This window comes from Gluconobacter sp. Dm-44 (assembly GCF_018256175.1).
Classification (GTDB): domain Bacteria; phylum Pseudomonadota; class Alphaproteobacteria; order Acetobacterales; family Acetobacteraceae; genus Gluconobacter; species Gluconobacter cadivus.
Map to the genome: position 1 here is coordinate 257903 of NZ_JAERLZ010000002.1, position 23962 is coordinate 281864.

The 23962-nt window shown below is 62.5% G+C and carries 26 protein-coding genes; 18 read left to right on the forward strand and 8 right to left on the reverse strand.

What is annotated here, in order from left to right:
* Positions 1–47: 47 nt before the first annotated feature.
* Both dcd and murA read left to right on the forward strand, forming a co-directional pair.
* The gene (dcd, locus tag JK213_RS04225) at positions 48–599 is read left to right on the forward strand and encodes a dCTP deaminase (RefSeq protein WP_086649228.1); all 552 of its coding nucleotides are present in this window, start codon (positions 48–50) and stop codon (positions 597–599) included.
* A gap of 39 nt (positions 600–638) precedes the next feature.
* Positions 639–1895 (forward strand): UDP-N-acetylglucosamine 1-carboxyvinyltransferase, encoded by a 1257-nt coding sequence (murA, locus tag JK213_RS04230; RefSeq protein WP_194253960.1) that lies wholly within the window; start codon positions 639–641, stop codon positions 1893–1895.
* A gap of 85 nt (positions 1896–1980) precedes the next feature.
* Here murA and JK213_RS04235 read toward each other — a convergent pair whose 3' ends face one another.
* Positions 1981–3456: a mannitol dehydrogenase family protein gene (locus JK213_RS04235; protein ID WP_194261153.1), complete on the reverse strand. Its 1476-nt coding sequence runs from the start codon at positions 3454–3456 to the stop codon at positions 1981–1983.
* A 221-nt stretch (positions 3457–3677) separates the two neighbouring features.
* On the opposite strand from JK213_RS04235, the gene JK213_RS04240 reads away from it, so the two are divergent.
* The gene (locus tag JK213_RS04240) at positions 3678–4154 is read left to right on the forward strand and encodes a GAF domain-containing protein (RefSeq protein ID WP_194261154.1); all 477 of its coding nucleotides are present in this window, start codon (positions 3678–3680) and stop codon (positions 4152–4154) included.
* A 25-nt stretch (positions 4155–4179) separates the two neighbouring features.
* Here the strand turns inward: JK213_RS04240 and JK213_RS04245 are convergent, their stop codons facing one another.
* From JK213_RS04245 to dinB, 3 genes are all read right to left on the reverse strand, one after another.
* Positions 4180–4734, reverse strand: a complete 555-nt coding sequence (locus JK213_RS04245) for a TIGR00730 family Rossman fold protein (RefSeq protein ID WP_194261155.1) — start codon at positions 4732–4734, stop codon at positions 4180–4182.
* A 32-nt stretch (positions 4735–4766) separates the two neighbouring features.
* Positions 4767–5960 (reverse strand): MFS transporter, encoded by a 1194-nt coding sequence (locus tag JK213_RS04250; protein ID WP_194261332.1) that lies wholly within the window; start codon positions 5958–5960, stop codon positions 4767–4769.
* A 116-nt stretch (positions 5961–6076) separates the two neighbouring features.
* Positions 6077–7168, reverse strand: coding sequence for a DNA polymerase IV (gene dinB / locus JK213_RS04255; protein WP_228125294.1), 1092 nt, complete (start codon positions 7166–7168; stop codon positions 6077–6079).
* Positions 7169–7218: 50 nt separating this feature from the next.
* Here dinB and JK213_RS04260 point away from each other — a divergent pair, with 50 nt between their 5' ends.
* Together JK213_RS04260 and JK213_RS04265 are read left to right on the forward strand one after the other, a co-directional pair.
* On the forward strand, positions 7219–7797 hold the full coding sequence (locus JK213_RS04260) for an NUDIX hydrolase (protein WP_194261156.1): 579 nt from the start codon (positions 7219–7221) through the stop codon (positions 7795–7797).
* A gap of 78 nt (positions 7798–7875) precedes the next feature.
* Entirely contained in the window at positions 7876–8388 is a 513-nt protein-coding gene (locus JK213_RS04265; RefSeq protein ID WP_194261157.1) for a hypothetical protein, read from the forward strand.
* 3 nt (positions 8389–8391) lie between these two features.
* On the opposite strand, the gene JK213_RS04270 is transcribed toward JK213_RS04265, so the two are convergent.
* The 3 genes from JK213_RS04270 to JK213_RS04280 form a co-directional block, all read right to left on the reverse strand.
* Positions 8392–8685, reverse strand: coding sequence for a putative quinol monooxygenase (locus JK213_RS04270; RefSeq protein WP_194261158.1), 294 nt, complete (start codon positions 8683–8685; stop codon positions 8392–8394).
* Positions 8686–8766: 81 nt separating this feature from the next.
* Positions 8767–9144, reverse strand: a complete 378-nt coding sequence (locus JK213_RS04275; RefSeq protein ID WP_194261159.1) for a hypothetical protein — start codon at positions 9142–9144, stop codon at positions 8767–8769.
* Between the two features lie 51 nt (positions 9145–9195).
* On the reverse strand, positions 9196–10014 hold the full coding sequence (locus JK213_RS04280; protein WP_228125295.1) for a PadR family transcriptional regulator: 819 nt from the start codon (positions 10012–10014) through the stop codon (positions 9196–9198).
* Positions 10015–10204: 190 nt separating this feature from the next.
* Here JK213_RS04280 and JK213_RS04285 point away from each other — a divergent pair, with 190 nt between their 5' ends.
* From JK213_RS04285 to JK213_RS04345, 13 genes are all read left to right on the forward strand, one after another.
* Entirely contained in the window at positions 10205–10915 is a 711-nt protein-coding gene (locus JK213_RS04285) for a TVP38/TMEM64 family protein (protein ID WP_228125296.1), read from the forward strand.
* Between the two features lie 51 nt (positions 10916–10966).
* Positions 10967–12235 (forward strand): multidrug effflux MFS transporter, encoded by a 1269-nt coding sequence (locus JK213_RS04290; protein ID WP_194261160.1) that lies wholly within the window; start codon positions 10967–10969, stop codon positions 12233–12235.
* A gap of 13 nt (positions 12236–12248) precedes the next feature.
* Complete coding sequence (locus tag JK213_RS04295) at positions 12249–12599, forward strand: response regulator (RefSeq protein WP_194261161.1); 351 nt, start codon at positions 12249–12251, stop codon at positions 12597–12599.
* A gap of 77 nt (positions 12600–12676) precedes the next feature.
* A complete protein-coding gene (locus tag JK213_RS04300; RefSeq protein WP_146861550.1) occupies positions 12677–13216 on the forward strand; it encodes an adenine phosphoribosyltransferase in 540 nt (179 codons plus the stop codon).
* Between the two features lie 22 nt (positions 13217–13238).
* Entirely contained in the window at positions 13239–14069 is an 831-nt protein-coding gene (locus tag JK213_RS04305; RefSeq protein WP_194261162.1) for an NADPH-dependent oxidoreductase, read from the forward strand.
* Between the two features lie 105 nt (positions 14070–14174).
* Entirely contained in the window at positions 14175–16697 is a 2523-nt protein-coding gene (gene hrpB, locus JK213_RS04310; protein ID WP_322783009.1) for an ATP-dependent helicase HrpB, read from the forward strand.
* Between the two features lie 75 nt (positions 16698–16772).
* On the forward strand, positions 16773–18029 hold the full coding sequence (locus JK213_RS04315) for a S1C family serine protease (RefSeq protein ID WP_194261163.1): 1257 nt from the start codon (positions 16773–16775) through the stop codon (positions 18027–18029).
* Positions 18022–18222, forward strand: a complete 201-nt coding sequence (locus tag JK213_RS04320; RefSeq protein WP_194261164.1) for a hypothetical protein — start codon at positions 18022–18024, stop codon at positions 18220–18222. Before JK213_RS04315 ends, JK213_RS04320 begins: the two co-directional genes overlap by 8 nt.
* A gap of 101 nt (positions 18223–18323) precedes the next feature.
* Positions 18324–19004, forward strand: coding sequence for a response regulator transcription factor (locus JK213_RS04325; protein WP_011252400.1), 681 nt, complete (start codon positions 18324–18326; stop codon positions 19002–19004).
* Between the two features lie 6 nt (positions 19005–19010).
* A complete protein-coding gene (locus tag JK213_RS04330; RefSeq protein ID WP_194261165.1) occupies positions 19011–20429 on the forward strand; it encodes an ATP-binding protein in 1419 nt (472 codons plus the stop codon).
* 58 nt (positions 20430–20487) lie between these two features.
* Entirely contained in the window at positions 20488–20832 is a 345-nt protein-coding gene (locus tag JK213_RS04335) for a hypothetical protein (RefSeq protein WP_194261166.1), read from the forward strand.
* A gap of 73 nt (positions 20833–20905) precedes the next feature.
* The gene (locus tag JK213_RS04340) at positions 20906–21643 is read left to right on the forward strand and encodes an SIMPL domain-containing protein (protein WP_194261167.1); all 738 of its coding nucleotides are present in this window, start codon (positions 20906–20908) and stop codon (positions 21641–21643) included.
* 99 nt (positions 21644–21742) lie between these two features.
* Positions 21743–23257, forward strand: a complete 1515-nt coding sequence (locus JK213_RS04345; RefSeq protein ID WP_194261168.1) for a tetratricopeptide repeat protein — start codon at positions 21743–21745, stop codon at positions 23255–23257.
* 75 nt (positions 23258–23332) lie between these two features.
* Here JK213_RS04345 and infC read toward each other — a convergent pair whose 3' ends face one another.
* Positions 23333–23854 carry a translation initiation factor IF-3 gene (infC, locus tag JK213_RS04350; protein WP_099285755.1) on the reverse strand — a complete coding sequence of 174 codons (522 nt, stop codon included), beginning with the start codon at positions 23852–23854 and terminating at the stop codon, positions 23333–23335.
* Between the last annotated feature and the right edge of the window lie 108 nt (positions 23855–23962).

The window sequence follows — 23962 nt, forward strand, 5'->3', positions numbered from 1 at the left end:
GGTTAGACGCACGGCGATTTCTGTCGCCCCCGCCCAGGAGTGCCTTCATGCCCATCATGCCCGACACATGGATTCGCCAGATGGCCCGGGAAAAAGGCATGATCGAGCCGTTCGTGGAGGCCCAGAAACGCGAAGGCGTCATTTCTTTCGGCCTGTCATCCTATGGCTATGACGCGCGTGTGGCGGAAGAATTCAAGATCTTCACGGATGTGGACAGCGCTATCGTCGATCCGAAGAATTTCGCCTCCAACAGTTTCGTGACCCGCACGGGTGACATCACCATCCCGCCCAACAGCTTCGCGCTGGCGCATACGGTCGAGTATTTCCGCATCCCGCGTGACACGTTGGTGGTGTGCCTTGGCAAGTCCACCTATGCACGTTGCGGCATTATCGTGAACGTCACGCCGCTGGAGCCGGAATGGGAGGGGCAGGTCACGATCGAGATCAGCAATACCACGCCTCTGCCCGCGCGGATTTATGCGAACGAGGGCATCTGCCAGTTCCTGTTCTTTCAGGGCGCCAGTCCCTGTGAGGTCAGCTATGCCGACCGTGCCGGAAAATACATGCGCCAATCCGGCGTCACCACGCCCCGCCTCTAACCCTCCGCTTCTCAAGGCCCGTTTCTCAAGGATCGCACCATGGACCGTTTCATCATTCGCGGTGGCCGCCGCCTGACAGGCGAAATCGAGATCGGCGGGGCGAAGAACTCCGGTCTCAAGCTCATGGTCGCGGGACTTCTGACGTCCGAGCGGCTGGTGCTGTCCAATGTGCCGGGCATTGCGGATATCCAGACAATGCGCGACCTGCTGCTGGGGCTGGGTATTGCGGTTGAAGATGTCGGGCCGCGCACGCTGTCCATCGGCGGCGAGATCGGCTCCGTCGAGGCGCCTTATGACATCGTCTCCAAGATGCGCGCCTCCATTCTGGTGCTGGGGCCGCTTCTGGCGCGGGCGCGCGAGGCGAAGGTCTCGCTGCCCGGTGGCTGCGCCATCGGCACGCGCCCGGTCGACATGCATCTCAAGGGGCTTGAGACGCTCGGCGCCGTGATCCGGCTGGAGAACGGCTATATCAATGCGACCGCGCCGGACGGGCTGAAGGGTGACAGGATCATCCTGCCGTTCGCCAGCGTAGGCGCGACCGAGAACCTGCTGATGGCCGCAACGCTGGCGAAGGGGCGCACCCATATCGTCAACGCCGCGCGTGAGCCGGAAATCAGCGATCTGGTGCATTGCCTCAACGCCATGGGCGCGCAGATCACGGGCGAAGGCTCGGGCACGCTGGTTATTGACGGTGTGGAAAAGCTGCACGGCGCGCATTACGCCGTCATGCCGGACCGCATCGAGTGCGGCACCTATGCCTGCGCGGCTGGCATTACGGGCGGTGATCTGCTGCTCGTGGGCGGACGGGCCGATGATCTGGGGGCCGTAATCCGCACGCTTGAGGAAACAGGCGTCGAGGTTGTGGAAGAGGCGCGCGGCTTGCGGGTCCGTCGTAGCGGCACACTGCAGGGCGTGGACATCATGACCGAGCCGTATCCCGGTTTTCCGACGGATATGCAGGCGCAGTTCATGGCGATGCTGTCCGTGGCGGAAGGGGCGTCCATGATCACCGAGACGATCTTCGAGAACCGTTTCATGCATGTCCCGGAACTCAACCGGATGGGCGCGCGCGTGAATGTGCATGGCCGCTCCGCCATTATCCGTGGCGTGTCGAAGCTATCGGGTGCGCCGGTCATGGCGACCGATCTGCGGGCGTCCTTCTCGCTGATCCTCGCGGGTCTGGCGGCGGAAGGCGAGACGCAGCTCAGCCGCATCTATCATCTGGACCGGGGCTATGAAGGCGTGGACCGCAAGCTTGCCGCCTGCGGTGCCGATATCGCCCGCGTCTCGGACTGACAGATCTGAAAGTTTTTGGGTTCCGCCTTTTTTCAAAAAGGCGGAGGTCTTTGAAGCCTTTTGAAAAAAGCTTCACCAAAAACTTTTATCCGTTTGCGACCAGATCCTTCAGGACGGCTGCGGTGCCGCGTGTTTTCAGGTCTTCGCGGGTCTGGATGAAGCGCGTGAGGAACTCGGCGGAGTCTTCAAGGCCCCATCCGGCGAACACGCTCATTTCCAGCGCCTTGGCCGGGTTCGGGTCCAGCGCCAGAGCACGGTCGTCGGCGCTCAGGCGGGGTTCGGTGACGGGGAAACTGGCCTGTACGTCATCGCGGCCCACCAGATAGGCACAGTAGCAGGCGAGGCCAAAGGCGATCCGGCGCGGGTCCTGCGCGTTTTTTAGAACGTCTTCCGCCGTGGCGCGCAGGAAGACCGGCAGCTTGGATGTGCTGTCCGACGTAATGCGAAGAAGCTGGTCGCTGACGGCATGGTTGCGGAACCGCTCCAGAAGCAGGGCGGCATAGTCCGACAGGCTGATCCCCGGAGGCGCCGTCAGTTGTGGTGCGACGTCGTGGCGCAGGAACTGCTCCAGCAGGGCAGCGAGATGTTCGTCGCCCATGGCTTCATCGACCAGCCGGTATCCCATCAGCACGCCGGGCAGCGCCAGCATGGAATGGGACGCGTTCAGCATCCGCAGCTTGACCTGTTCGTAAGGCTCGACATCGTCCGTGAACAGGACGCCGACCTGCTCCCAGGCCGGGCGTCCGGCGGGGAAATTGTCTTCCACGACCCACTGGATGAAGTCTTCGCAGAAAACCGGAACGCGGTCTTCGATGCCGCTCTGGGCATTGAGTCGCGCCACGTCGGCAGGATGAACGGCCGGGGTGATGCGATCGACCATGCAGGACGGGAAGGCCACTTCAGCTTCGATCCACGCCGCCAGTTCCGCGTCCCGCAGACGGGCGAAGGACAGCACGGCATTGCGGGCGACATCACCATTCGCAGGCACATTGTCGCAGGACAGGATGGTGAAGGGTGCGATCCCGGCGTCCCGGCGCTGGCGCAGGGCTTCGGTCATCATGCCGAAGGCGGTCTGTGGGACCGGGCGGTGCAGGTCTTCGGCGATGGTGGGGTGTTCGGTCATGAACCGGCCCGCTTCGTCCATGTAGTAGCCACCTTCGGTGATGGTCAGGCTGACGATGCGGATGGCGGGGTCCGTCAGGCGCTTCAGAGCGGCCTCGCGGTCGGCGGGGGCATGGATGTATTCGACCAGCGACTTGACGACGCGGACCGTATCGGGACGGTTCGGCGGGCAGGCGCGCAGGGTGTAGAGGCCGTCCTGTGCGTGCAGGGCCTCGGCCTTTGCCACTTCGCCGGGAAGGTCCATCAGGCCCATGCCCACGATGCCCCAGTCGGACTGCCCCGGAAGGGCCAGAGCGCGGTCTGTATAGACGGCCTGATGGGCACGGTGGAAGTTGCCGACACTGAGATGAACAATGCCGGGTGTGACCTCTGCCCGATCATAGGGCGAGGTCAGGATGGAGTCCGGCAGAGTCGGAAGGGTCTGGGATGTCAGGATCATGGAAAGGATCTTTCAGACGAAAGGACCGGCTTCTTTTAGAAGTCTCTTCATTTGAAGAAACTGTTTTTTATTTTGTGAATAATTTCTAATAATTCTCGCAGACCCGGGAGCATTACGGGAAACGAACGCTTTTCTATTAAAAATGGCGTCCTTTCGCGTTTTTTCCGATCTGACCTATGATCGGTGGTCCTAATCTTCTATTTTTGCAGGACTGTCTTTTCATGAGTGCTCCCATCCATCGCCTGAGCGTTGACGAGCTTGTTCCGATGGTGCGGTCCGTCGTGTCGACCGAGACGGACATGATCGCCAACATGGCCAATATCGCGGCCCTGCTGTTTGAGGCTCTGCCGCAGATCAACTGGTCAGGCTTCTATCTCTGGAAAGAGGCTGAACAGCAGCTTGTGCTGGGGCCGTTTCAGGGGCGGATGGCCTGCACGCGGATTCCTCTGGGCCGGGGCGTGTGCGGGACGGTCGCGCAGAACCGCGAGACGCTCGTGGTTCCGGACGTCCATGCGTTTCCGGGCCATATTGCCTGTGATGCGGCGTCGGAATCGGAAATCGTGCTGCCGGTTGTGGCGGGGGGCAAGCTTGTGGGCGTGCTGGACATCGACAGCCCGGTGAAGGACCGGTTTTCAGACGCGGACCGTGTGCGGCTGGAAGACATCGTCGCTCTGCTGGTGGCGACGCTGGAGGGGTGAGCGGGGACGCGCCCCGCTCCAAAACTTAGGCCGGGACGTTGACGGAGAGGTGTTCCATCAGTTCCGGCACGTCCTGCACAACCTTGAACAGACGGCGGGCGGACGGGTCTGCAAACCCCTGATCGACGGCAGCATTCAGCGTGTCGACCAGTGATGTGGCCCAGCCGCCGATATTGACGATATAGATCGGCTCCTGATGCAGGCCGAGCTGCTTCCAGGTCATGATTTCCATGAGTTCGTCGAACGTGCCGAGGCCGCCGGGAATGATGGCGTAGGCGTCGGAGAGTTCGAACATGCGGGCCTTGCGGGTGTGCATGTCTGGCGTGACTTCAAGCTGCGTGACGCCTTTGTGCATGACTTCGCGGGCATGGAGGAATTCGGGGATGACGCCGATGACCCTGCCGCCCGCTTTGAGCGCTGCATCCGCAACCGTGCCCATCAGTCCGACATGCCCGCCGCCATAGACCAGCGTGATTCCGTGTTGCGCCAGAGCCGTTCCGATCTCTGTTGCCCCTTCAGCGTAAGCGGGGGAGTTGCCGAAGCGGGAACCACAGAAAACGGCGCAGGAACGAATGATCATGTCGGGTCCGTGTCAGTTGAAGCAAGGATCTGTCAGGAAATCCGGCGGCCCAGCGAACGGCTGATCAGCACACCGCCTAGACAGCAGACTGCGGTGGTGGCGAACATCGTTCTGTAGCCCGCGAACTCGATGACCTGTCCAAGAAACAGCCCCGAGAACGCGATGGCAAGATCAATGAAGATGGAATAGGCGCCCAGAGCCGCCCCACGGTTCTCCGGACCCGCGCTGTTGACGGCCAGAACGCCGAGTGCGGGGAAGAGCAGGGAGAAGCCTGCTCCCGTCAGCGCGGCCCCGACGAGGGCTGCGAACGGCGTCTGGAACAGGCCGAGCGTGGCGAGTCCCAGCGCTTCCACCAGCAGCGAGACGATCGCTACGAACACGCCGCCACGGATCGCAATCTGTGAGGCGAAGAAAAACCGGATGACGACGAAAATGAACCCGAAAACCGCCAGTGCGGTTGCCGCGCCTTCCCAGTGCAGGACGGAGTAATAAAGGGCCAGAAACGACGAGATGGCGCCAAATCCGATGGACCCTGCTGCCAGCGCCGATCCATGCGGCAGAACGAGTCTGAGGGCGCGCGAAAAAGCGATGGGCTTGCTGGTCGCGGGAAGGGGTTCGACGGCGGGATAAAATCCGATGATCGCAAGGCCGAACAGGGGGAGGGCGGCTGAGAGAATACCGACCGAGACCAGCCCGCCATAAGGCGCGGCCAGCAGAGAGAGTTTCGCGCCGACCGGTGCGCCCAGCGCGATTCCGCCATAGGAGCAGATGCCGTTCCATGAAATGGCGATGGCGGTGTTTTCCGCCCCGGCGCGACGGATGTTCCAGACGATCACCCCGGTCGCGGCCCAGCTTTCCGCCCACCCTAGCAGCAGGCGGCTGGCCAGCAGCACTCCCAGAGACAGCAGCGGTGTTGCGGCCAAAAGTCCGGACCCTGCGATCAGCAGGCCCGACAGCACACAGGTCACAAGTCCGCCAATAACGACGGGTTTGGGGCCGATCCGGTCCACCAGTCGTCCGGCGGAGGGGCGTGCGGCGAAGGTTGCGAAATACTGGAGCGAGAACGTGATGCCTGCGACGGTGGTGCTGTAGCCCAGCCCCTGATGGACGAAAATCGCCAGAACGGCATTGGGCAGGCCGATCACGATATAGACCAGCAGATTGAACAGAACGACGGCAAGAACACGTTTCGTCGGTGAGGCCGCCGACGTTTCCTGCGCGGTCATGGCTCTGCTCTCCTGAGGCTTATCTGTGAAAAGATCCCCCATGGCATAGGCCAGATGACGGGTGCCGTCACGAGGGCGGCCCTGTCTTTGGGTCATAAATTCCGCGTGGAGGGCGCTTATGAGGGGTCGGGCGCGTCTCGGAACAGCAGTTCCATCTGGTCGGACGACGTGGGGGCGGGGGCATGAAAGCCCGAAAGGGTCAGGCCCAGCAGACGGACGCCCGGCACAAAAGGAAACAGCGGCATCATGAGGCTCTGGCCCGTTTGCAGCAGGACCTCTTCGGACGGAACCGGTGCAGGCAGCGTGCGGGCGCGGGTAATCTGGCGGAAATCGGCGTATTTGACCTTCAGCGTTACGGTCCGGGCCTGAAGCTGACGCCGTTGCAGACTGCCCCACAGCTTGGCGGCGATCTGCGTCAGGGCCATGTGTGCGTCGGTTTCGGAGGTCAGATCCTGAAGATAGGTCTGCTCGGTTCCGAGGGATTTGCGCTCCCGGTTCACAACGACGGGACGATGATCAATGCCGCGTGAGATGCCGTAATAGAACGCCGCCGCCTTGCCGAAATGCCGCGTCAGGGTTTCGATGTCGTGTGTCCGCAGGTCCGCGCCTGTCTCGATCCCGAGGGCGCGCATTTTCCGGGCGGTGGCCGGACCGATGCCGTGAAACGCATCCACGGGCAGCGCTGCGACGAACTCCGGCCCCATGGCGGGCGTGATGACGAACAGCCCGTCGGGCTTGCGGTAATCCGAGGCCAGCTTGGCCAGAAACCGGTTATAGGACACGCCAGCCGAGGCGGTCAGGCCGGTTTCGGCGTGGATGTCCGCGCGGATGCGGTCCGCGACCAATGTGGCCGAGCCATAAGCGCCCAGATGGTCCGTCAGGTCCAGATAGGCTTCATCGAGCGACAGCGGCTGGATCAGCGGTGTGTAGCGGGAGAAAATGTCATGAATCTGGGCCGAAACAGCCCGATAGACATCAAAGCGTCCGGGGACAAACACCAGTTCCGGGCAGAGGCGTTTGGCCGTAACTGACGGCATGGCCGAGCGGACGCCGAAGCGCCTTGCCTCATAGCTTGCGGCTGCGACCACGCCCCGCGCTTCGCCCCGCCCAACCGCGAGCGGACGGCCGCGCAGGGAGGGGTCGTCCCGCTGTTCGACAGACGCGTAAAATGCGTCCATGTCGATATGCACGATCCGGCGTTGCTCCATGATGTGAGTGTCGCCGATTCGAAAGAACGAAACAAGATCAGGAGCCGTCCATGAGCACCGATAAGACCATCGAAGACGCCCGCAGGGACGCCGGTTTCCAGACGCTTTCGACCCGGCTGGCCTACAGCAATCCCTGGACCGCGTTGCGTGAGGATATCATCGTCCATCCCAACGGAAAGCAGGGCCTTTATGGCATCGTGGAGCGGGGCGAGTTCGTTGTGATCCTTCCGCTGCATGCCGATGGGAAGGTCACGCTGATCCAGCAGTTCCGCTACCCGGTGGGCGAGCGGCTTTTGGAGCTGCCGATGGGCATGTGGGAGACGAAAGAGAACGTCGATCCGGTTGAACTCGCCCTAGGCGAGCTGCGCGAGGAAACCGGACTGCGCGCTGGCGAGATGATCCATGTCGGTACGATGTATCAGGGCGCCGGGTACTCGAACCAGAAGGGGCATGTTTTTCTGGCCCGCAATCTGACACGCGGCGAAGTGGACCTTGAAGCCACGGAAGAAGACATCACCAGCCATGACATGACGCTGGAGGCATTCGAGACCATGATCCGTGAAGGCGAACTGAAATGCATGGTCTCGCTGGCCGCGTTTGCTCTGATCCGGGCAAAAGGCCTGATCTGAGGCGACCTGTCCGGAAATTGCGGAACTTGAGACATCTCTGGGGCGCTGTCTGGGACCGAGAATATTACGAAGGTCCCGATGGACGACACCGCATCCCCGTCCCCCGATACCAGCCAGATCGTCGCGCAGGGACATCCGACCGATAACGAGCTTCTGGCTTTTTACCGCTCGGAAATCCGGTTTGAGACCGAAGTCGTGAACGGTCGGCTTCAGGCCCTTTTGGGGTCGCAGGCGTTTCTTGTTATCGCCTATGCGACGGCCATGACCGGCTCCACAAAACGATGGGGCGACAGCATGGTGCTTCTGCTGCCGCCCCTGTTTTCGCTACTGGGATTCGTGCTGGCGCTGATGGCGCTGCCGGGCATCCGCGCGGCTTATGCCGCGATCGGAAAATGGGAGGGCAAGCAGCGACATCTGCACACCCGCAGCCCGGGGCTGACCGATTTTACGTTGGCTCCGAACGAGGACGAGACCCGTGACATGATGCGCCGCGCCCAGCGCGGGGCCCTGTTCGCCCATCAGGCCCCGTTCATTTTCATGATCGCCTGGGCGATTTTCGGGTTCATCCCGTTCTATCTGTATCTGAAATAGCGGTCAGATCACCGCGTCCAGAAACACAACTTCCGATCCGCCGCCTTCGACCAGCGGCGTGATCGTCTGGTTGAACACCTTACCGTGTTCGGTGGCCATATGGGCGGCAAAGGCCGCGTCGTCCCGGTAGGTTTCTTCCACATGGAACAGGTCGGGGTCGGAGGCGAGCGTATAGACCTTGAAACGCTCGCAGCCGGGTTCGGCGCGGACGTCTTTTGCCAGCGCCGTCAGCAGGCCGCGCAGGGTTTCGCGCTGTCCGGGAAGGGCCTTGAGCGTGGCGTAAAGGGTCTTGGGCATGGCGGAGAGCCTTGTGGTGGTTGAGAATGGTGCATCATTGACCTGCCGGAGCCACTCCGCAAAGGCAAAGCTGCGTGAGGGTCAGGGCTTTTCGAGCAGCGCCTTGCAGCGCATCCACGACATGCGGTCCCGAAAGACGAACAGGACGTAATAATCCAGCTCGCGGCTGCGGGTTTTCGTGGTGCGGGTATAGAAGGGATAGACGTCGAACGGTCCCTGAAGCCCAACGGGAGCAGGTTCCGACGGCAGGACGCAAGTGACGCGGAACAACGGCATATAGACCGCATCGTCGCCGGGATTGCGCCGGACATGCCACAGATTGCGCCGGAATTTCCTCAGCCGTTCCGGCAGGAGGAAGACCATCGATTTTTCGATGAATCCCGCCCCGAAATGCTCCGGTCGGTAGTAACGCATGTCCTCGGGCATGTTGCAGAAATTGGGATGGTCCTGAACGATCATGGACCATCCTTTACGGCATCGGTGCAGGCGTTGGGAGAGGCGCGTCCTGCCTTATTCGTCCGATGTCTTTTGATCGGAAGCAGGGTTTGCGATCTCCGCTGCCGCACGGTTGAGGATCGCCACGATCCGCCGCAGTTCGTCCGCACCTGCGCCGCGGCGGGATTTCAGAGCGGATTTCAGGGCAAAGCGTGCGTCGTGAAAAGCCTGACCCAGTGTGGGATCAAGGTCGTTGACGCCGGTGAAAGCCTCGCGGACATCCGCCATGCGGGCGCCGATGCGGCTCAGAACGTCGAGGATGCGGGCTGCCTCCTCATTGCGGGCCTCGTGGTGGGCTTTTCCTTCCTCCGTCAGGCTGTAGAGCTTGCGGTTGCCTTCCTGTGTGACGGCGGCAAGGCCGGTTTCCTCAAGATAGGTGAGGGAGGGATAGATCACGCCGGGGCTGGGCTTGTAGAATCCGCCCGACCGCTCTTCGAGGCGCCGGATCAGCTCATAGCCGTGGGCAGGAGCTTCCGCGAGCAAAGCCAGAATAACGAGCTGAAGCTCATCGGCCGTCAGTTTGCGACCGCGTGTGAAGTCTTCGCCGCCGAGATCGCCGCCAAACCCCCTTCCGAAGCGGCCGCCAAAACGTCCACCTCCCATGCCGCCGCCCATCCCGCTACCACGGCCGCCATGCCGGTGTCCGAAGCCGCCTTCGCCGCGGCCCGTGCCCCGGTGATGACCGCCCCGATTTTCGCCGCCCCGACCTTCACTCTTGCGCCCATCTTTCTGGTCGTCGCCTTCCGCGACGGGGCGGCCCCTGCCGAAGAAACTGCCGCGGTGATGATGGCCATGACGGTCCGTGTTGAAAAAATCCATTTTACGTCTGAACATGATGTTCTCCTATTCGATATATCGAACGATATAGTATCTTACGATATATCTTCAAGAGGAAAATGTGGCCGGATGATTTTTTCGGATGCCCATTCTTCAAAGGTGGGTGCGCCAGCATGAACACGTGTTTACGGTCCGGCCCATAGCCGCGGCGGCCTGCGGCTGGTATCGGGCAGGAATGGGTAGCCCGATGTCTCTCCCCCCCGATCCGGACCTGCGCCGCACCTTGCGGCAGATCGTGCCGTGGCGTGCCGCGCTGACGATCGGCGCGATGCTAGTGCTGGTGGCAGCACTCCAGCGGCTGCCGTTCATTCATCATCTTCTGGAAAACGCCCCACACTGGCACGAGACGCCGGGGGCGCCGCTATGGTTCCTGCTATTGGCTGTGCCCTACAGCGCGTGCGGCCTGCCGCGTCAGGCGCTGTGCGTGGCGGCGGGCCTCGCCTTTGGATTATGGGGCGGACTTGTTCTGTGTTCGCTGGCCTATATGTTGGGGGCGGTTCTGGCGTATGGTTGGGCGCGGCTTCTGGCGCCAGCGGCGTTCCGGGCGCGGCTGCATGACAGGCTGGAAGCGGACTATGCCGCTCTGGCCCGCACGCTTCACGTAAAGCCTTTCCGCGCGGTGCTGACGCTGCGGCTGATGCCGGTGGGGTCCGCCCTGCTGGTTTCGACGGCGGCGGGGCTGTTCGAACTGCCGCTGCTGCCGTTCTCGGTCGCGACCTTTCTGGGCGGATTGCCGCAGACGCTGATTTTCGTTCTGGTCGGCTCCGGGACGCGGATCGGGCATGTCCTTCAGTTGGGGCTTGCGGGAATCCTGTTCGTCGTGTCGGGTGTGCTGGGCGCTGTTCTGCTGCGTCAGCATGGCCGAGGACAGGATGCACGGGAACGGGACGCCCCCTGACCACGTCATCAGACTATCAATCCGCAACCTGAAGTGAACAGGCAGACGCGCATGACAGACCAGACCATGAGATTCAGACGGGGAGATTCCCTGCCCGCATGGCTTCCGGTTCTGCTGGGAATTTTTACGGCTGTCGGGCCGGTTTCGACGGATGTCTATCTTCCGGCTCTCCCCGAAATGGAGCGCCAGCTTCACACCTCACCTGGTGCGGGCAGTGCGACGATGGCGGCCTGGGTGATCGGGCTGGCCATCGGGCAGATCAGTATCGGCCCGATCTCGGACCGCTTCGGCCGTCGCTGGCCGCTGCTGATCGGGATGCTGGGCTATACGCTGGGCGAAGTCGGCTGCGCGATGGCACCGAGCATGACGTTTCTGTGCATCTGCCGCGTCTTTTCCGCCATCATGGCGTCCGCCGGGCTCGTGGTGCCGAATGCGTGTATCCGCGATCTGACGGAAGGGGATGAGTCGTCAAAAATGATGTCCCGCCTGATCGTCATTCAGGGCACCGTGCCGATCCTCGCGCCCATGCTGGGCGGTTTTGCGCTGAAATTCGTGGACTGGCGCATGATCTTCTGGGCCACGGCTGTCTATGGCGGGCTCTGTACCCTTTTGCTGATGACGGTCTTTCCAGAAACGCTCGCTCCGCAGGACCGTCGCGATCTGCGACCCATCTCCATCATCGAACGCTACACCTATATTCTTCGGACCCGCAGCTTCATCACGAATGGTCTGGTCTGGAGTTTTCTGGGCTTCGTGACCTTCACCTACCTGACCGCAGCGCCCATGCTGTTCGAGGACGTGTTCGGGATGTCGCCGTTCCATTACGGCATGCTGTTCGGGCTGTTCGCGATCTGCATGATCGGGGCGTCCGCCATCAACGGGCAGCTTGTGGGGCGCGTCAGTACGGGCAGGATGCTGTTTTCCGCGCTGGGTGTCAGTCTGGCGGGCTGTGCGGTCCTGCTTCTTCTGGCGCTGGTGTCGAACTACGATCTCGACGCGCAGGGCCATATCAAGGCGATGTTCCTGTGGCCGCTCATCATCGCCCTTCTCATCACCATGGCCCCCACGGGCGTTATCGGGCCCAATTCTATGGTGGGTGCGCTGTCCGAACAGTCCGATCGCGCCGGTTCGGCCTCGGCATTGGCGGGCACGATGCAGTATCTTTTTGGCGCTGTGGCGAGCGCACTGTTCGGGCTGATGCCGTCCGGGACGGCCGTTCCGATGGCGCTTTTCATGGCGTTTGCTTTCGTTGCCGCGATGGGCTTCGCCCTGCTGCGGCCCCGCCTGCCGGTCATTGCGGAACCTCCGCGCCATTCTTGAGGAAACATCCGTCATGAAAGCTCTGCTTGTCGAAGATGATGCCGCCATTGCGCTGGTGGTCGAGACGGTTCTCCAGCGGGAGGGCTGGAGTGTCCGGCATGTGCTGGACGGGGAGGCCGCGCTGGAGGGAAAGGACGCCCCTGATCTTCTGGTGACGGATCTCAACCTGCCGGGATCGCATAACGGGCTGGAGATCGCGCATCTGCTGCGCGAGCGTCATCCGCAGATGGCCGTCGTGCTCATGTCCGGCGATTATGAAGACCGCGATACCGCTCCGCATGGTATGGCTGTTCTGCCCAAACCATTCCGCAGGGCCGGGCTTCTGGCCGCCATCGAACAGGCGACAGCCGTGATCCGGGCTTGAGCCCGGGACTTGAGTTGGAGGGGAGACTCCCCTACATGCCGCGCTGTTTGCCATGACCAGATGAAAGCCGTGCCACCATGTCGTTTCAGGACCCCCAGCCGCTCGATCTCAAGAGTTACATCCGCGAAATTCCGGATTTTCCGAAGCCGGGCATCCTGTTCTATGACATCTCGACGCTGATCCGCTCGCCCGACGCCTGGCAGGTCGCCACCGCGCGTCTGGCTCGTGCGATCGCCGCCTGGCAGCCCGATATGCTGGCCGGAATCGAGAGCCGCGGCTTCTTGACCGCCGCTCCGCTCGCGCTGCGTCTGGGCTGTGGCTTCACGATGCTGCGTAAGCCGGGCAAGCTGCCGGGCAAGACCATTTCCCTGAAATACGGCCTCGAATATGGCGAGGATGAGCTGCACATTCAGGCAGACGCTATCAAGCCGGGTCAGCGCGTTGTGGTGCTGGACGATCTGCTGGCGACGGGTGGCACGCTGGCCGCGTCCATCGACCTGCTGCGCAAGGTGGGCGCGGAAGTCGTGGGTGCATCCGTGCTGATCGAGCTTGCGGATCTGAAAGGCCGTGACAAACTGGACGTTCCGCTGAACGCTCTGATGACGTACGACGAGTAAGGCGACGAATAAGGGACACGATATGTCGGGCACCTCTTCCGAACGGATTTCCGCACTGTGGCAGACACGGTACCGCACGACGGCGCCGGAAACCCTGCCGGACAATGCGGTGCTCGACCTGCTGCTGTCGCACCATTCGGTCCGGGCCTATCTGCCGGATGCCCTGCCCGAAGGGACGCTGGAAGCCGGAATTGCGGCGGCGTCCTCGACTGCGACCTCCAGTAATCTTCAAGTCTGGTCCGTCGTTGCCGTCGAAAACCCGGAAACGCGGGCAAAGTTGGCTGAACTGTGCGGTGGCCAGAAGCATATCGAAGTCGCGCCTCTGTTCCTCGCATGGATCGTGGATCTGTCCCGGCTGGAGCGGATCGCGGAGCGGGCAGGGACGGGACACGAGGCGCTCGACTATGAAGAAATCTTCCTCATGGCGACGCTTGATACCGGCATTGCGGCCCAGAACGCCGTCACCGCCTTCGAGTCCCTCGGGCTGGGCACGGTCTATATCGGCGGCCTGCGCAACCATCCCGAAGAAGTGGCACGCCTCCTGTCCCTGCCGCCGCGGTCTGTTGCGGTTGTGGGTCTGTGCGTCGGCCAGCCCGACCCCGTAGCCCAGAACGGCCACAAACCGCGTCTGGGTCAGGATGTGGTCCTGCACCGTGAGCATTATAGCATCGAAAACGAAGCTGCAGGCATCGCGGCCTATGACCGGATCGCGGACGACTACCAGAAGGAACAGGGCCTGTCGTCGCGTGCCTGGTCGGAAACGGTCGCCAGTCGTGTCGATAGCTTCAAGGGCCTGAGCGGGCGGCATGTCATGCGCTCTGTCCTGCACAAACTCGGCTTCCCATTGCGGTAAGAAGATACAGAGAAAAGTTTTTGGGTTCCGCCTTTTTTCAAAAAGGCGGAGGTCTCTGAAGCTTTTTAAAAAAAGCTTCACCAAAAACTTTTGAATTGCTGGCTGGTGTGCCGGTGCGGGGGCTGCGTTCTGACCTTCATTCTTCCTCCCGAACTTCCCGTCACGGCGATTCTGCCGGAGCTTCTGGCGACGTTGCAGACGCAGCCCAACGCCGTCCTCGTCGCGCCTCCGGGTGCGGGCAAGACGACGCTGACGCCGCTCGCTCTTCTGGACGCGCCGTGGCTCGGCACGCAGCGCCTGATCCTCGTGGAGCCGCGTCGCGTGGCGGTGCGTGGAGCGGCCTCGCGCATGGCGTCGTCGCTGGGTGAAAAGCCGGGCGGTATCGTGGGGTTCCGCACGCGGACCGATTCCGCAATGTCTGCCAGAACGCGCATCGAAGTCGTGACCGAAGGGCTGCTCCTGCGCCGTCTGCTGACCGATCCGCTGCTGGAGGGTGTGGGCGCGGTGCTGTTCGATGAAGTGCATGAACGCTCGCTCGATCTGGATGCGGCGCTGGCGTTCTGTCTGGACATGCAACGCGAAATGCGGCCGGATCTGCGGATTCTGGCCATGTCGGCCACGCCCGATGGCCGGGCGTTCACGACGCTGATGAACGCTCCGCTGATCGAGAGCGAAGGCCGCCAGTTCCCCATCGACATCCGCCATACCCGCGATATTCCCCACATGCGGGACCTGCCCGAAGCCTGCGCTCGCGCGATACGTCAGGCTCTTGCGGAAGAAGACGGCGATATTCTTGCCTTTCTGCCCGGCGTTGGCGAAATCCGGCGGATACAGGCGCTGCTGGACGGCACAGTCCCCGTTTTTCCGCTGCACGGCGAGCAGACGACCGAAGATCAGGATCGCGCCATCGCGCCGTCTGACATGCGCCGCGTTGTGCTGGCGACGTCCATTGCTGAGACGTCCGTCACGGTTTCGGGCGTGCGGATTGTTGTGGATGGTGGTCTGCGCCGGGCCCCGCGGCTTGACCCGAATACGGGCCTGTCGCGGTTGGAAACGCTGAAGATTTCCCGCGCCACTGCCACCCAGCGTGCAGGCCGTGCGGGGCGGCAGTCTCCGGGCATTGCCATCCGCCTGTGGTCGGAGATGACGCAGCGCAGCCTGCGCCCGCAGGAGGCGCCGGAAATTCTCGTGGCCGATCTGACGGATTTCGCGCTCGTCACCGCCGCCTGGCAGGAGGTCATGGGAACGGCTCCGGACAGTCTGCCGCTGCTGGACACGCCCCCTTCCGGCGTTTTGGCGGGCGGGCGCGAACTGTTGCGCGAACTCGGCGCGCTGGATGATGCCAACCGTATTACGGCGCTTGGCAAACGCATGGCGTCCCTCGGCACGCATCCGCGTCTGGCCGCGATGCTGTGCGCAGCCCGGACCCTGCCGGAGCGCGTGACGGCGGCCTGTCTGGCGGCTCTGCTGGAGGAGCGCGATCCGCTCCGTCCACGTCCGAACCGCCCTTCCGGCCCCGCGCCGGGTGCTGATATCCGCGTTCGCTTCGCCCTGTTCGAGCGCGATGACCCGCGCGCGGACCGGGCCAGCCTGTTCCATATGCGTCAGTCCGCCAAACGCTTCCTGCGCCGGATGGGAGAGCGGGACGTGCCGCTTATCCCGCTGCCGGACCATGCGGGGGCGCTGCTGGCCGCTGGTTTCCCGGATCGTGTGGCGCAGGCAGCGGGCGAGCTTGGGCGTTTCCGTTTGGCAGGTGGGGGAAGTGCCCGCGTTTCGGCCAATGACCCGCTGGCCCGCGAGAAACTGCTGGCCGGGGCGGCGTTTCACACGCGGACTTCAACGGAAATCACGCTCGCAGCCCCGCTGGATGCTGAAAACCTGCCCCAGACCCTTCTGGACCGGACCCGCGAGCAGGTCGAGACGACGCTGGACGGGACATCCGGTCGCATTATCGCCCGTCGTAGGCTCCGTCTGGGCGCTCTGGTCCTGCGTGACCGCAACGGCGAGATCAGCCCCGAGGAGGCGCAGAGCCTTCTCTTGCAGGAGATCGCCGCGACTCCGGCGCAGGCTCTGACATGGACGGAGGCCGGGCGTCAGTTTCAGGCCCGTGTGGCCCATGCCCGCGCGACCTATGCGCCGCATCTGCCCGACCTGTCCGACGGCGGTCTGACGGCGTCTCTGGAGTGGCTGGAGCCATATCTTGCGGGATTTGACCGGCTCGCGCAGGTCAGGGCGCTGGACCTGCTGTCCATCCTGCGCGCGCGGCTGGACTATGCCGATTTGTCCGCGCTGGACCGCAAGCTCCCGCCGCGCCTGACGCTGAAGGCCAGCACGCACGATATTGACTATACCGGCGCGGTTCCTACGGTTTCCGCCCGTGCGCAGGCCTTTTACGGGACGGCCCGGACGCCGGAACTCGCGGATGGACAGCTTGCCCTGCAATGCGCGCTGCTGTCTCCCGCCGGGCGTCCGCAGGCGATCACGGCGGATCTGGAAGGCTTCTGGAAAGGAAGCTGGGCCGATATGCGCCGGGACATGCGCGGCCGCTATCCCCGTCATGACTGGCCCGAAGATCCTGCGACGGCAGAGCCGCCGAAACCGCGTTCGAAATCCCAGCAGGGGCGCTGAATCGTCAGGATCTTGGGATGTGGAACAATTCTGTGTTAGCAGATTCGGTATGACGATGTTCCTGTCCTGTTTCCCATGAACCGCACCCTGCAGGCTGCTGCGATCGGTGCCGGAACGGCCACTGTGATGACGGTGGGGCTGATGCTGGTCCTGCGCGGTCATGGCAACAGCCCGCAGAGCGTTGCACACCCCGTGGAACAGCCGCAGAAGTCGGCGGCCATGCCGGCTCCCGCGCCGAAACTGCTCCCGACCATCATCCCTGACCGCATCGTCGCAGGCGAAAACACGGACGCGCATGGCATCCCCACACAGCCCGCCGTCGTCCCGGCTCCGGCCCCCGCTTTGCCGCCGCTTCTGGTTAAATATGGTCCCTTAAGTTTCGCCCCGCTGGTGCGGCAGGTGATCCCGGCCGTCGTCAACATCGCCATCACCCAGAACAGCCCCGACGGCCACGATCATATTCCGCCCCAGATCCGCGGCACCCCGCTGGAAAAGCGCTACCGGGACCGGATGAAACGCCAGCAGGAAGAAATGGTCGGCGCGGGATCGGGTTTTATCGTCGATCCGTCCGGGATCATCGTGACCAACCGCCATGTCGTTGGCGGGGCGGACAAGGTCGTGGTCTCGCTGTCCAACGGGCATGAAATGCCGGCGCGTCTGCTGGGGGCCGATCCGCTGACGGATATTGCCGTCATCAAGGTCGACAGCCCCGAGCCGCTTCCGCATGTCACCTGGGGCGACAGCCAGCAGACCGATATCGGGGACTGGATTCTCGTCGCGGGCAATCCGTTCGGGTTCGGATCGTCCGTCACGGCGGGGATTGTCTCGGCGGTCGGGCGCGATCTGGGGATCGGGTCGCTTGACGACTTCATTCAGCTTGATGCTCCGATCAATCCCGGCAATTCAGGTGGCCCGGCCTTCAACATGCGCGGGCAGGTCGTGGCCGTGAATGCCGCCATCGTGACGCCTGCGGGCGGGTCTGTGGGGATCGGGTTCGGCATTCCGTCCGAAATCGTGGCCCCGATCGTCGCGGAAATCGAGGCGACGGGCCATGCCGAACATGGCTGGCTCGGCATTACACTGGATGATGGCGACACCGCGATCGGGATTGCCGGTGTCGATAACGGTGGCCCGGCTCAGAAGGGCGGGCTTCGGCGGGGCGATATCGTGACGCAGGTGGACAATGTTCCCGTCACCAGCGCGCGGATGCTTCTGCGCAGTATCGCGGCGGCGCGTCCGGGCGTGGTTCTGAGTTTCCGCATCAGGCGCGGCAAACAGTCTCTGACACTGCCCATTCATATTGGTCCGCGTCCGCAGGATGCGGATGATTGAGTCACTCCGCAGGTTAGTCGGTCTGTGCGCTCTGGTCCTGCTTGCCGGGTGCAGTGCCGTGCCGCCGTCGCGTGGGCAGAGCGGTTATCGCGACGGGCTCTCGGAGGCCTCCCCGTTCTCATGGGGGCCGATCAGCGCCTCGTCCCTGCGCGACGCGCAGCAGGATGCGTTTGACAACGCAATTCCCCGCTAGGCAGTCTGTTCTGTAACAACGGCGTTTGACGGCGTCCTTCAAGCCGGTATTCTTTCTGGCAAGGAACGGCGAGACTGCGTTCGGAAGGAAGAGAGACAACGATGCGTATCCTGCTGGTCGAGGATGATCCGACGGTCCGTGCTTTCGTGCTCAAGGGGCTTCGGGAAGCCGGGCATGTCGTTGACGAGGCGGATAACGGAAAGGACGGCCTGTTTCTGGCGGTCAGCGAGAACTATGACGTCGTAATTCTGGACCGGATGCTGCCGGGTGGCATCGACGGATTGCGGATTCTGGAAACCCTGCGCGGTCAGAAAAATGCAACGCCGGTCCTGCTGCTGTCGGCGCTGGCGGATGTGGACGAGCGCGTTGCAGGCCTCAAGGCCGGCGGCGACGACTATATGACCAAGCCCTTCGCCTTTTCCGAACTTCTGGCGCGTGTCGAGGCGCTGGGCCGTCGTGGTCGCCCCGAAAGCGCGCCGCAGACGCGGCTGGTCGTGGGTGATCTGGAGATGGATCTGCTGTCGCGGACCGTCAAGCGGGGCGGCGAGAAGATTGATCTTCAGCCGCGCGAGTTCCGCCTTCTGGAGTTCCTGATCCGCCATGCCGGGCAGGTCGTGACCCGCACCATGTTGCTTGAGCGCGTGTGGGACTATCATTTCGACCCGCAGACTAACGTGATCGACGTGCATGTCTCGCGCCTGCGCCAGAAGGTGGACAAGCCGTTCGACAAGCCCATGATTCACACGATCCGCAATGCGGGCTATATCCTGCGGGCGGACTGATTGGGAATGCTCCTGCGTAAGGTCCGCTGTTTCTGGCTGCTCCTGAAACGGCGCCTGCGCTGGCCGGTTCGCTCGGCCGGACTGAACTTTGCTCTGGCCTACGGGCTGGTGTTCGTGATTTCGGCCGGGGCGTTCCTGTCCTTCATCTGGTGGAACACGACCGGCCAGCTGGACCGTCAGGTGGAACTGGCGGTGCAGGTCGATGCGGCTGATCTCTCCCATCGCTGGGCACAGGGTGGGCCGCCCGCGCTCAGCCTCGCCATTCAGGACCGGCTGGACCAGAACGTCGATGATGACGAGCTGTATCTTCTGGTTGGTCCTGACGGGCGTAAATATGCCGGAAATCTACCCGGATGGCCGGTTGTCATCAGCCAGATGGACCAGTTTTATGAGCTGGCCATCAAGCGCGACGGCTTTCGCACTAATGCCAAGATGCACGCCTATGCCCTGACGCAGGGGTTTCGGATGATCGTGGGGCGCGATGTGCGCGGGCGTCCGCTCGTCCGGCACGTTCTGACCGACACGCTGATCTGGGCGTGGGTCATGGTGTCGCTTCTGGCGGCAGGCGGGGCGCTGGCGATCCGCAGGATTTTCCGGCAGGTCGTCCGCTCCATCGCGCGCACGACGGCGGCGGTGGCGCAGGGCGATCTGAGCCAGCGCATCCCTCTGACGGGCAACGAAACCGATCTGGTGGCGCAGACCGTCAACACCATGCTGGAGCGGATCAACCGTCTGATGGACGGCGTCAAACAGGTCTCCAACGCCATCGCTCATGACCTGCGAACCCCTATCGCCCGTGCTCGCGCGCGACTTGAAGACGCCAATCGTACCGCCACCTCTGCCGAGGAACTTCATGCCGCGATTGATCGCGCGGTTATGGATCTCGATCGAGTGACGTCGATTTTCGAGGCTCTGCTGCGAATCGCACAGCTTGAGGCGGGGGCAAGACGGGCGGCTTTCACGATTCTGGATGTGCGCTCCCTTCTGGAAGGGCTGAGCGAGCTTTATGAGGCGTCCGTCGAAGATGCCGGATTACGACTTGTCTTCAGGGCCGGGAGTGTGCGGCCGGTCAATGGCGACCCGCATCTGCTGCAACAGGCCGTCGCCAATCTGCTGGACAATGCCATCAAGTTCGCACCGCCCGACACGGCCATTACCCTGTCGGTGGACATGCGGGATGATCGGCTGGCCATTACCGTTGCTGATCAGGGGCCGGGAATGAGCGAGGACGATCTTGGCCGCGCTTCCGAACGCTTTTTCCGTGCCGAAGCGGCTCGCAACACGCCGGGGGCCGGGCTTGGCCTGTCGCTCGTACAGGCTGTCATGAGCCTGCATGGCGGTGCGCTTGAACTGAAAAACGGGGATCAGGGTCTTTCCGCGACGCTGCTTCTGCCGATTGTGGCGCCTGCTTTGAAAGCTGGATGACGGAAGTTTCATGCCAGCCCCACTCTGTGCTTAGCTGGAATGGGTTAGACAGTCCTGAATGCGCCTTTCCCTTCCTTCGCCGGTGATCCTCCCGGCTTTCTGTCTGCTCGGCTGTCTGGCCGCGTCGCCGGTCCTGCATCCGGCGCAGCACCAGCCGTCCGGGCGCTCGGACGACGCGATTTCGGTCACGTCCGAAACGGCGGAATACTGCGCGCGGCTGCGTAAAAGCGTGGATGCAGAACTGGCCGCTCCTTCCGGTGCGATTGCGCTGGGGATGATGGAAGATGCGCGTCATTTGCGTGCGCAGGGAAACCTGCTGTGCACACAGGGGCATGTCCGGGCAGGGATCGAACGCCTGCGTCGGGCGTTGGTCCTGCTGAAACATGCTCCGGAGCCACGCTGACGGGCCGCGCTAACGCGCTGGTCCGCCGCTCTTTTCGGGGCGTTCCACACGATACCTGTCTTCAGGAGATCCGATGACCCGTCTTTCCTCCCTGATCCGGCCAGCCCCGCTTCTGGTGGCCGCTCTGGCCGTGTCTCCGCTTCCCCTTTCCGGGATGTTCTCCACAGCACAGGCCGCTGACATGCCCCAGACGACAACTCAAACTACAACCCAGCTTGATTTCAACGTGACCGGCACCGCCCATGCCGCGCCAACGGAACTGACGATCCGCCTGTCCGTCCGTGCCGACAGCCCGTCTGCCGCGACGGCGCAGAAGGACGTGAATACCCGGATGGCCGCAGCCCTCAAACTCGCGGGCGGTCAGGCGGGAATCGAAGCGAAGGCGGGGGGATACTCCATTTACGAGAACACGCCCGAACACGCGCCGAAAAGCTGGACGGCCCAGCAGGAGCTTGAACTCAGTGGCAAGGATTCCGTGCAGCTTCTCGCTCTGGCCGGGCAGCTCCAGTCGCAGTCCCTGATGCTGGAGGGGATGGACTGGTCTCTGGACGATGCTACCCGTGAGCAGCTTCTCAAAGATGCCCGGACAGCGGCGCTCAAACAGGTCCGCGAGCAGGCCGAGCAGAGCGCACAGACGCTCGGTCTGCACCTTGTGCGTCTGAGTGAAGTCCGTATTTCCTCGCAGGAGCCGGGCCCGCGTCCCGTCATGCTCATGGCGGCCCGCATGGCCGATTCCGCGCCCCCGCAGCGCAGCCCTGATGAACAGACTGTTCGTGTGAATGTCTTCGTCAAGGCAGAGCTGTCGCAGTAATGGCTTGTCTGCCGGTAGGGCATTTGTCAGGGCGCAAAAGAGAAGGATTTTAAGGGTTTCTTAGGGCGCTTTCGCTACCACGGAAAAAAAGGAGCCCTCATGCCCAATTCTTTCCGTGTGCTGGCACAGGATATTCTCGCTCTGGCCGATGCGGGCGACGTATCTGCTGCATTCGAAAAGCTGAACGAGGGCGTTCAGACCCTCCCTGAGGAACCGCATTCCGCATTTCTGGCGGGATGTCTGTATGAACGCCTCAGGGACTGGCAGCAGGCGCGGCGCTTCTATCTCCAGAGCCTGCATCTGGACGTCAACGCCCCGAGGATCTGGCATCGTCTGGGAATTGTCTGTCTGGAAGGGGGCGATCTGGATGGGGCGGAGCGGGCTCTGAAGGTCGCCATTCAGCAAAAACCGTCCGAAGCGCCTTATTACGTCGATCTGAGTCTGGTTCAGGCTCGTAAAGGCGTGTTCGACGAGGCTCTGGAGAACGCCATAACCGGCGATTCCCTTTGCGCGGATCATGTCCCGGCCATCAATAATATTGCTCACGCGCTCCAGTGCCTTGGCCGGAGTGAAGAGTCGCTTCCCTATTATGATCGCGCCATTGCTCTGGCGCCGGAAAACGGCGTCTGTCGTTTCGGACGGGCTGTCAGTCTTCTGAAAATCGGAAATTTCGAGGCTGGATGGCGGGAATATGAATGGCGCTGGCGGTGCAGCCAGACGCCGCGCACGGATCTTTCCGTCCCGCATTGGGAAGGAGAGGATCTGACAGGCAAAACCATCCTGATCCATCACGAACAGGGCTATGGCGATACGCTTCAGTTCATCCGTTTCGTGCCCCTGCTCAAGGCGCTTGGAGCGACGACCATAGTGCAGGTTCCGCCTACGCTGGTTCGGCTTCTGGAGCGGATGGACGGCATTGACAGGGTCATCTCGGTTCTTGAATCATCATTGCCTCTGGATCTGCATTGTCCGCTGGTCGGTCTGCCGATGCGTCTGGGTCTGACACCAGACACGGCTCCAGACTGTCCGTATCTGTCCGTACCTTTTGAGGAACAGGAACGCGTTGGTGGCGCGTTGCGACAGAGCGTGTTGCAGAGGCCAGACCAGCCCGAGCTGATCGTTGGGCTGGTCTGGAATGGTGATCCGCGCCCTCATGATTCCGTCGCCACGCAGGTGGACCGCCGCCGAAGTGTGTCTTTGGAGAAACTTGCCCCTCTGATGGGTGTGGAGGGAATCCGGTTCGTCAGTTTTCAGCTTGGTGCTGCGAAAAACCAGATTGCTGAAACCGGACTGCCCGTGATTGACGTCACGGACGGGATTGTGGATTTCGCCGATACTGCGGCCCGGCTGTATGGTGTGGATCTGCTGATCAGCGTCGATACGTCCATGGTGCATCTGGCGGGTGGACTCGGTTTGCCGGTCTGGATGATTTCGCGGAGTGACGCCTGCTGGCGCTGGGGCGAAACTGCGTCCACGACGCCGTGGTATCCCAGTATGCGGATTTTCCGTCAGCCACGTTCGGGAGACTGGGAGACCCCCGTGGCCGAAATTGCGGGTCTGTTGCGGCAGTTCGTCGCGCTGTATCGGACGAATCTCGCGGCCGAAGCGGCTTAAGACGCAGGGCATAAAAAAACCGGCCGTCTCCTTTTCAGGAGAGGCCGGTTTTTCAGTCTCTGGATGACCTCTCCCTTAGCGGGGAGCGATCACCATCAGCATCTGGCGGTTTTCAAGGCGGGGCATCTGCTCCACCTTCGCCTTTTCCTCGACTTCCAGTCGGATACGCTCAAGCATCTTGATGCCGAGCTCCTGATGGGCCATTTCGCGGCCCTTGAAGCGCAGGGAAATCTTGACCTTGTCGCCTTCGTCAAGAAAGCTGTGAATGGCCTTGAGCTTCGTCTGGAAGTCGTGCTCGCCCGTACCCGGACGGACCTTTACTTCCTTGATCTCAACGACCTTCTGCTTCTTGCGGGCTTCGTTCTTCTTCTTCTGCTGCTCATACTTGAACTTGCCGTAGTCGAGAATCTTCACGACAGGAGGAACAGCGGTTGGGCTGATTTCCAGCAGATCGAGACCCACCGAAAAAGCGCGCATCATGGCATCCCGGGTCGTCATGATGCCCTGCATTTCGCCTTCTTCGTCAATCAGACGAACCTGCGGAACACGGATTTCCTCGTTGACGCGCGGTCCTTCACGGGTGGGCGCGGCCTGCATCGGCGGTCTAGCTATGGTCAGCTCCTGTCATCAGTTTCGTTCGGGTCCGGCAGCCTGTATCCGCCTTCACGCAGAAAGGCGGGATACGGCCATTTCCGATCCCGTTCC

Excerpts from the sequence above, each read along its gene's own strand:
- JK213_RS04290 (WP_194261160.1), top strand. The coding sequence starts at position 10,967 with ATGACAGACCAGACCATGAGATTCAGACGGGGAGATTCCCTGCCCGCA.
- JK213_RS04340 (WP_194261167.1), top strand. The coding sequence starts at position 20,906 with ATGACCCGTCTTTCCTCCCTGATCCGGCCAGCCCCGCTTCTGGTGGCC.
- JK213_RS04275 (WP_194261159.1), bottom strand. The coding sequence starts at position 9,144 with ATGATCGTTCAGGACCATCCCAATTTCTGCAACATGCCCGAGGACATG.
- JK213_RS04245 (WP_194261155.1), bottom strand. The coding sequence starts at position 4,734 with ATGATCATTCGTTCCTGCGCCGTTTTCTGTGGTTCCCGCTTCGGCAAC.
- JK213_RS04250 (WP_194261332.1), bottom strand. The coding sequence starts at position 5,960 with ATGACCGCGCAGGAAACGTCGGCGGCCTCACCGACGAAACGTGTTCTT.
- JK213_RS04300 (WP_146861550.1), top strand. The coding sequence starts at position 12,677 with ATGTCGTTTCAGGACCCCCAGCCGCTCGATCTCAAGAGTTACATCCGC.
- JK213_RS04265 (WP_194261157.1), top strand. The coding sequence starts at position 7,876 with ATGGACGACACCGCATCCCCGTCCCCCGATACCAGCCAGATCGTCGCG.
- dinB (WP_228125294.1), bottom strand. The coding sequence starts at position 7,168 with ATGGAGCAACGCCGGATCGTGCATATCGACATGGACGCATTTTACGCG.
- JK213_RS04235 (WP_194261153.1), bottom strand. The coding sequence starts at position 3,456 with ATGATCCTGACATCCCAGACCCTTCCGACTCTGCCGGACTCCATCCTG.
- JK213_RS04345 (WP_194261168.1), top strand. The coding sequence starts at position 21,743 with ATGCCCAATTCTTTCCGTGTGCTGGCACAGGATATTCTCGCTCTGGCC.
- JK213_RS04305 (WP_194261162.1), top strand. The coding sequence starts at position 13,239 with ATGTCGGGCACCTCTTCCGAACGGATTTCCGCACTGTGGCAGACACGG.
- JK213_RS04280 (WP_228125295.1), bottom strand. The coding sequence starts at position 10,014 with ATGTTCAGACGTAAAATGGATTTTTTCAACACGGACCGTCATGGCCAT.
- JK213_RS04335 (WP_194261166.1), top strand. The coding sequence starts at position 20,488 with ATGCGCCTTTCCCTTCCTTCGCCGGTGATCCTCCCGGCTTTCTGTCTG.
- JK213_RS04320 (WP_194261164.1), top strand. The coding sequence starts at position 18,022 with ATGATTGAGTCACTCCGCAGGTTAGTCGGTCTGTGCGCTCTGGTCCTG.
- murA (WP_194253960.1), top strand. The coding sequence starts at position 639 with ATGGACCGTTTCATCATTCGCGGTGGCCGCCGCCTGACAGGCGAAATC.
- dcd (WP_086649228.1), top strand. The coding sequence starts at position 48 with ATGCCCATCATGCCCGACACATGGATTCGCCAGATGGCCCGGGAAAAA.
- JK213_RS04325 (WP_011252400.1), top strand. The coding sequence starts at position 18,324 with ATGCGTATCCTGCTGGTCGAGGATGATCCGACGGTCCGTGCTTTCGTG.
- JK213_RS04315 (WP_194261163.1), top strand. The coding sequence starts at position 16,773 with ATGAACCGCACCCTGCAGGCTGCTGCGATCGGTGCCGGAACGGCCACT.
- JK213_RS04330 (WP_194261165.1), top strand. The coding sequence starts at position 19,011 with ATGCTCCTGCGTAAGGTCCGCTGTTTCTGGCTGCTCCTGAAACGGCGC.
- infC (WP_099285755.1), bottom strand. The coding sequence starts at position 23,854 with ATGCAGGCCGCGCCCACCCGTGAAGGACCGCGCGTCAACGAGGAAATC.
- JK213_RS04240 (WP_194261154.1), top strand. The coding sequence starts at position 3,678 with ATGAGTGCTCCCATCCATCGCCTGAGCGTTGACGAGCTTGTTCCGATG.
- JK213_RS04295 (WP_194261161.1), top strand. The coding sequence starts at position 12,249 with ATGAAAGCTCTGCTTGTCGAAGATGATGCCGCCATTGCGCTGGTGGTC.
- JK213_RS04260 (WP_194261156.1), top strand. The coding sequence starts at position 7,219 with ATGAGCACCGATAAGACCATCGAAGACGCCCGCAGGGACGCCGGTTTC.
- JK213_RS04285 (WP_228125296.1), top strand. The coding sequence starts at position 10,205 with ATGTCTCTCCCCCCCGATCCGGACCTGCGCCGCACCTTGCGGCAGATC.
- JK213_RS04270 (WP_194261158.1), bottom strand. The coding sequence starts at position 8,685 with ATGCCCAAGACCCTTTACGCCACGCTCAAGGCCCTTCCCGGACAGCGC.